This window comes from Streptococcus sp. 1449 (assembly GCF_013276805.1).
Lineage (GTDB): Bacteria > Bacillota > Bacilli > Lactobacillales > Streptococcaceae > Streptococcus > Streptococcus pseudopneumoniae.
Genome location: NZ_VMLS01000108.1, coordinates 1 through 571 on the forward strand (window position 1 = coordinate 1; position 571 = coordinate 571).

Sequence of the window (571 nt, forward strand, 5' to 3'; positions counted from 1 at the left end):
GACGATAAGCTTCTAGCGGTTCGCAGTTTACCAAGCTTAGCGTCGCCTTGCTCCTAAACCTTGGACTGCTATCGCATAGGCAGAACTAGAGGACTAAAGTCCTAAGTTACTGCCGCAACATATCACAATGCACATATCCAGAATAATCTCCTAGGAATTCTTGTACTACTGAACCACTTCGACGCTGATCATGGTGGTAAAGCCTAATCCCTTGTTTCTCTGATTTTCCTGACAAAAAAGTCCAATAGTAGGTCAGATGGCTATCACTTTCTAAGACCCGATAAGAGGTTTCATCCGCATGAAGAAGAGCTTGTTCTAACAACTTTTCTCGTAAAAGCTTATAAAGGGACTCTAAATAGTATTGACTCGTCTTGATATGCCAATTAGAGATTTCCTTACGTGTGATTGGTAAACCCATCCTAGCCCAATCTTCTTCTTCTTGGAGATAATTGGGAACCTTCAGATTAAACTTCTGATGGATGGTGTGAGCGATAATAGAAGCTGAGCCAAGGCTTATGCGCCAAAGGGGCTCTAGGGATAGGAGCTTTCACGATTTTATCACTCGGATTTT

At 42.4% G+C, this 571-nt stretch carries 1 pseudogene; it reads right to left on the minus strand.

The annotated features are described in order from the left end of the window. Nucleotides 1–118: 118 nt before the first annotated feature. Nucleotides 119–571: pseudogene (locus HT687_RS11375) on the minus strand (IS66 family transposase); the annotation flags it as partial.